This is a genomic window from Carboxydothermus islandicus (assembly GCF_001950325.1).
GTDB classification, from domain to species: domain Bacteria; phylum Bacillota; class Z-2901; order Carboxydothermales; family Carboxydothermaceae; genus Carboxydothermus; species Carboxydothermus islandicus.
In genome coordinates this window covers 1-243 of record NZ_BDJL01000100.1, presented here as the reverse complement: position 1 = coordinate 243, position 243 = coordinate 1, and the positions used below count along the sequence as shown (strand labels likewise).

Sequence of the window (243 nt, the reverse complement as noted above, 5' to 3'; positions counted from 1 at the left end):
TTCTCCTCCGGGTACTAAGATGTTTCAGTTCCCCGGGTTCCCCCCGTACACCTATGTGTTCAGTGTACGGTGACCGGCCATTACGCCGGCCGGGTTCCCCCATTCGGATATCCGCGGATCTACGCTCGCTTGCAGCTCCCCGCGGCTTTTCGCAGCTTGCCACGTCCTTCTTCGGCCTCTGGCGCCTAGGCATCCACCGTACGCCCTTACTAACTTGACCTTCTCTTTTTCTCCAACCTCTGT

1 rRNA gene is annotated in these 243 nt (G+C 58.4%); it reads right to left on the bottom strand.

The features are described from left to right. A 23S ribosomal RNA gene (locus tag ciss_RS09655) occupies positions 1 to 220 on the bottom strand; the annotation flags it as partial. Between the last annotated feature and the right edge of the window lie 23 nt (positions 221 to 243).